The 5,180-nt window shown below is 40.9% G+C and carries 7 protein-coding genes and 1 pseudogene; 1 reads left to right on the top strand and 7 read right to left on the bottom strand.

The window, feature by feature from the left end; genetic code table 11:
- From AC075L_RS21920 to AC075L_RS21890, 7 genes and pseudogenes are all read right to left on the bottom strand, one after another.
- A pseudogene (locus tag AC075L_RS21920) lies at nucleotides 1–190 on the bottom strand (flavodoxin family protein); the annotation flags it as partial.
- Between the two features lie 26 nt (nucleotides 191–216).
- Nucleotides 217–300: a hypothetical protein gene (locus AC075L_RS21915; RefSeq protein WP_476388226.1), complete on the bottom strand. Its 84-nt coding sequence runs from the start codon at nucleotides 298–300 to the stop codon at nucleotides 217–219.
- A gap of 19 nt (nucleotides 301–319) precedes the next feature.
- Nucleotides 320–523 carry a hypothetical protein gene (locus AC075L_RS21910; protein ID WP_226839703.1) on the bottom strand — a complete coding sequence of 68 codons (204 nt, stop codon included), beginning with the start codon at nucleotides 521–523 and terminating at the stop codon, nucleotides 320–322.
- 179 nt (nucleotides 524–702) lie between these two features.
- Entirely contained in the window at nucleotides 703–849 is a 147-nt protein-coding gene (locus AC075L_RS21905) for a NifB/NifX family molybdenum-iron cluster-binding protein (RefSeq protein WP_476388225.1), read from the bottom strand.
- A 47-nt stretch (nucleotides 850–896) separates the two neighbouring features.
- Nucleotides 897–1,394 carry a DUF134 domain-containing protein gene (locus AC075L_RS21900; protein WP_476388224.1) on the bottom strand — a complete coding sequence of 166 codons (498 nt, stop codon included), beginning with the start codon at nucleotides 1,392–1,394 and terminating at the stop codon, nucleotides 897–899.
- A gap of 306 nt (nucleotides 1,395–1,700) precedes the next feature.
- Nucleotides 1,701–1,928: a helix-turn-helix domain-containing protein gene (locus tag AC075L_RS21895; RefSeq protein WP_476388223.1), complete on the bottom strand. Its 228-nt coding sequence runs from the start codon at nucleotides 1,926–1,928 to the stop codon at nucleotides 1,701–1,703.
- Between the two features lie 8 nt (nucleotides 1,929–1,936).
- On the bottom strand, nucleotides 1,937–3,277 hold the full coding sequence (locus AC075L_RS21890) for a CdaR family protein (RefSeq protein WP_476388222.1): 1,341 nt from the start codon (nucleotides 3,275–3,277) through the stop codon (nucleotides 1,937–1,939).
- 184 nt (nucleotides 3,278–3,461) lie between these two features.
- Between AC075L_RS21890 and AC075L_RS21885 the strand changes: the two genes are divergently transcribed.
- A partial coding sequence (locus AC075L_RS21885) for an oxidoreductase (RefSeq protein ID WP_476388221.1) occupies nucleotides 3,462–5,180 on the top strand: 1,719 nt, incomplete at its 3' end.

Here is a 5,180-nt window from a genome sequence, read left to right as displayed (position 1 = left end):
AGTAGGCTTTTTTGAAAACACTTTGATTTCTGACTAATCCGGCATCCATCACGTTTGCTGCATATATCTTTCCTGCAATCTTGTATTCTTCCAGATGTTCTACAAAACCATCCAGATCACCAAGCGGTCTTTCAATGATGTCCTCGCCCCAGACCAGCCGATATAATATCGTAAACTTCTTTTTTACCAAGATGCTGCCAGATAGGATAAGTGCGGTCAATAAAGGTCTTCATCTGGGGCACTGATTCCATAAAAATAAACCGGAGTAGCCAGTACAAGTACATCTGCTTTCCGAAACATTCCGAGTATTTCAGCCATGTCATCTTTTAATACACAGGTACCGCCATTTCTCATACAGCCGTCGCAGGCTCTGTACCATGTTCACCTGATGTCCTTTTGCTTCTGCACCTTTTTTGAACTGCTCACAGCTAAACAGTTCTCTGACTGTATTTTCATATACCACACATTTCTCTGCCTTCTTAATCTTTTTGGCATATTTTTTACTGTTAGTAAAGAATGTCATGGTTCGACCCTATGAAGTACGGCCCTATAAAGTATGAGATATTTATCTACAATACTCCCAGTAGCCGCTCTTAGGCGAACCATTCTTCTTAATGACAGCTATGGCTTACGCATCCATGCTCGCCACATGTATGTCCTTCCCCGTGGTTGTGCTCGTGATGAGAACACTTCACATTTGGATTATCGCAAGTGTTTCATTCGTATAAAGGCTTCTACCGCTTCATCTGCATCTCCGGAAACTCCTCCGAAAAGCTTAATACCGGCTGCCGCTAAAGCTGTCTGTGCGCCCCCTCCGATTCCGCCACAGATCAAAACATCTGCATTCAATGCGTTCAGAACTCCTGCCAATGCGCCATGTCCGCTTCCGTTGGTACCTACGTACCTCTCGAATGTACCACTTTCCCTTCTTCTACATCATAAATCTTAAATGTTTCTGTGTGTCCAAAGTGCTGGAAAATCTGTCCGTTTTCATATGTTACTGCTATTCTCATAATACCTTCTCCTTTTTCCACTGCATATTTTTGATAAAGCTCCTGCTTGTAACATCCTCCAAGGTTGCAGTCGCTACTTTGACCATCGCAGATTCTGAAATCCCCGCCCTCAATTCTAAGCGGATGTCCATCAATAAGTGGCATCTCCTTATTTTCTTCCTGGCAATCTGCGTAAATTCGTTGAACTGTTCTTCTTGCGATCTGCATAGATACTGCACACTGCTCCTGACTGTAACCTTTCTTGTCCAGAAAAGACCGAATTGTTTCATACTCATCTACCGTCAGAATAATGGGGGCTTTTTTCTCCGTATCATCTGCCGGAAGAAATTCTAAAACATTGGGAAAATGGCAGACTTTTCTGCATTTTATTGGTCTTGGCATAAACTGCTCCTTTCTTGTTATAATATAATAGTTCTATAAAGGGCATATGTCAATAACATTTTTGACATATGCCTTTTTAACCAAATCAAGTAAGTCCCCTGCTTCAATTGCGAAGAGCAAACGGGCATCGGAGAGACTTCTGGAAAGCAGTACGAAATATCTTGAAGAGAAGCTGAAACTCACAGTCAACAGAGAGAAGCTTAATGAGATACTGACTGGTTATCTCCATTACTATGGCATCACTGACAATTCAGAGAGAATTACAGCATTTCGTTATAATGTTATGAAAAGCTACAATTTTAAATATCAGGGGAGATCGAGGTCTCTTATCTTCAAATATTCCACAAGCTTAAAAGACATTCTCAACAGAAACTCTGTCATGGGATCGTTTAAATCGGCTTTACCTATTTCAATGATTTTTTCCATTCGATAAGCCAGCGAATTCCTGTGAATACACAAAATGTTAGCTGTTTCCTTATTGTTATGGGAAACACTGTAGAGTATACCTTCAAGTGTATCTGGTGTAGGTTCCATTTCCCGTTCTACTGGTCATATTTATTCAGTCTGTAAAGGGCAGGGTGAATATAATCTGCAAGTTTTTCCGGTTCTTTGATCTTGTTCATCATTTCGTAGAACTCAATTTCAGAATACCGATGTATTTGATGCTCCATCGGATACCTTTGATCCCATGATATTTCCTTCTTAATGTTATCAGGGATTCTGTGATTCCATTCAAGAACTGTCCGTGCCTGCTGATAAGCTCTGTAAAATTCATCCATTTTTGAAAAAACCAGGGAGATTCCGACATCCAGATGATACTCTGCCATCGTTTTGAGCATTACTTTTTGAGTATCTACAAATATAACAGAACTCTGATCTGGTACAAGAAGGACTAATGCATTGTCGTGGACAGTCATATATGCTTCCGGAAAGATATGCCGGATCACAGGATAAAGCTGCTGCTTTAATTCATTTTCCTTCAAAAATGTCTTCGGTTGGATACAAAGTGCATACATTGCATCAGATACTCGAAGATGAGAAATGGATTCTGCCAATATATCAGCCGGAGTTCCGATCAGCAGAGCTTCAAGAAGCTGCTGATCCGCACTGGTGTACTGAAACAGTTCAGGATGATAATGGCCAACTACAGAGCTGATCGCCCGGCTTACATCACTCATAGCTGCTAAGTGTTCTGCGGTAAAAGGGATATTGTTTTCTATCATCAGAACAAAACCAACCTGAACACCGTTTAAAAACACTTTCGAACTACATTTACGATATGGTGATTCCGGACAGGATACTTCAACAGCTTCAATGCTGGCTGAAGCCCCCTGGACAGCTTCCAATGACATTACATTTTTAATGAAATCATATGTACAATATCCACGTTCGATATTTTCTTTCCATAACTTATCCGTAACCGGAATTGATGTAGAAAATGACAGGATACGGAATTTCTTGTCACAAAATACCAAAGAATATCCTAATTTGATGGATGCAGAGTTAATCACTTCATCCAGGCTATGGGAAGAGTGGCCTTTTCGAACCAGTTCTTCATATAAACTAACCTGTTCATGTGTCTGAAGAAACTGTTTTGCTGCATTAAAAACCGCAAAAAGCTCTTTTGCCTGTACTGTTGCACGATCCGTGCAGGAATAAGGAAAAAGATAGTTTTCTCCACGAACAAGGATACATTGAGAAGGTTGCATATCAGGAGACAAGACATCTGGATAACCAAAATAGACAATATCTGTGGCGTATCTTGTTTGAGTGCCATCCAGCAGCTCTACATCTCGTATTTCATGAAGATCAGTAGAACAATTTAGTATTATGTTAAAAGTTTTTTCATTTTTTAAATAATCAATAAGATCGGAAAACAGCATCTTCATACTCCTCTTTATAATTATTTGTGAAAAATGCACAGTGTTTTGCAGATTATTATTAATTATAGTGCATTGTGCATAAATGCACAATGTCTTTTTTATATTTATGCCGTTGTTTTTTTAACAATGAAAATGTTATTTTTAAGCCATAATAATCAAGAGACACAAGTAAAGGAGGGTGTACATGTATCAGGAAATATTTAAACAGGGAAAAATTGGAAATATTACACTTAAAAACCGGCTTGTAATGTCACCGATGGGTACAAGCCTGGCGGAGATGGATGGGTCTCCATCGGAAGACATGATTGCATTCTATGAGGCACGTGCAATTGGTGGCGCAGCGCTTATTATTCCGGAGATTGCAAGGGTAAACGATCTGCATGGTGCAGGGATGATGCGTCAGCTGTCTGTTTCAAAAGACAGACATATCGAAGGTCTTGCAAAGCTTGCAGAAACAGTACATAAATATGGGACAAAGATATTCATCCAGCTGCATCACCCTGGACGTGAAACAGTAACTGCTCTTACAGGCGGTCCGGTAGTATCTGCTTCAGCAATACCGTGCAAATATCTTCAGCAAGAAACAAGGGCTCTTTCAACAGAAGAAGTAAAAGCTTTGATCCAACAGTTTATCTCAGGTGCTGTACGGGTAAAAAAAGCGGGTTGCGATGGAGTAGAGCTTCATGCGGCTCATGGGTATCTATTACAACAGTTTCTTTCCCCTTACACAAATAAACGCGAAGATGAGTATGGTGGTTCCTTTGAAAACAGACTTCGTATGATCACCGAGATCATAAATGGAATCCGTGTACAGTGTGGACCGGACTTTCCGATCGGTGTCCGTTTAAGCGTTGAAGAATTTCTGGATAAAACAGGAGTGACAGAGGATTATATCCATATCCAGGATGGAGTTAAGATTGCAATGGCGCTTGAGAATTGCGGGATTGATTTTATTGATGTGTCTGTTGGTTTATACGAGACAGGAAGTGTATGTGTAGAGCCGATCTCCTTCCCCCAGGGTTGGAGAAAAGATCTGATCAAGGCCGTAAAAGATCACGTTTCTATTCCAGTGATAGGAGTTTCCTGCATACGTGAACCACAGGTAGCTGAGAGTTTTCTGGAAGGAGGTATTGTTGATTTTGTCTCCATGGGAAGAAGCTGGCTCGCAGACGAACAGTGGGGACTCAAGGTACTTGAAGGAAGAGAGAATGAAATTTGTAAATGTATCAACTGTCTGCGTTGCTTTGAGAGCCTGAATGCATGGATGGGCGCGGGTATTCCTGCGGAATGTGCAGTTAATCCACGTGCATGCCGCGAACGTCTTTATGGAAATGCAGAATATGACACTCAGGAACATAAGGTAGTAGTTGTGGGTGGCGGACCATGTGGTATGATCGCTGCTAAAACACTTGCTGAACGCGGCATGAAGGTAACATTGGTTGACCGCCAGAGTGAGCTTGGAGGTACGATAAACCTTGCAAAGAAGCCTCCTTTCAAAGAACGTATGGGCTGGATTGCTGATTATTATAATGTTGAATTTGAGAAACTTGGAGTTGAATTAAAACTTGATATGGAAGCGACTGCGGATAAAATTGCAGAAATGAATCCGGACGCGGTACTTGTAGCAACAGGTTCTAAATCTGTCATTCCAGGATCTGTTCCCGGAATAACCGGAGAAAATGTATATACAATCGAAGATATTCTTTCCGGAAAAGCCGGACTGAAGAATAAAAAAGTAATGATCATCGGAGCAGGTGTTACGGGACTTGAAACAGCAGAATATCTCTGTTACGAAGGAAATACTGTTGTACTTGCGGATATGCTTGACAAAGTTGCTCCTAATGCAAATCATACAAATGTTGCAGATGTATGTGGAAGATTGAAAGAATACAATGCCCAGTTC

The sequence above is a fragment of the Blautia sp. ZXY-1-B12 genome (assembly GCF_056339915.1).
Note: the sequence above shows the minus strand (reverse complement) of the source record. Positions and strands in the feature narration are given on the sequence as shown.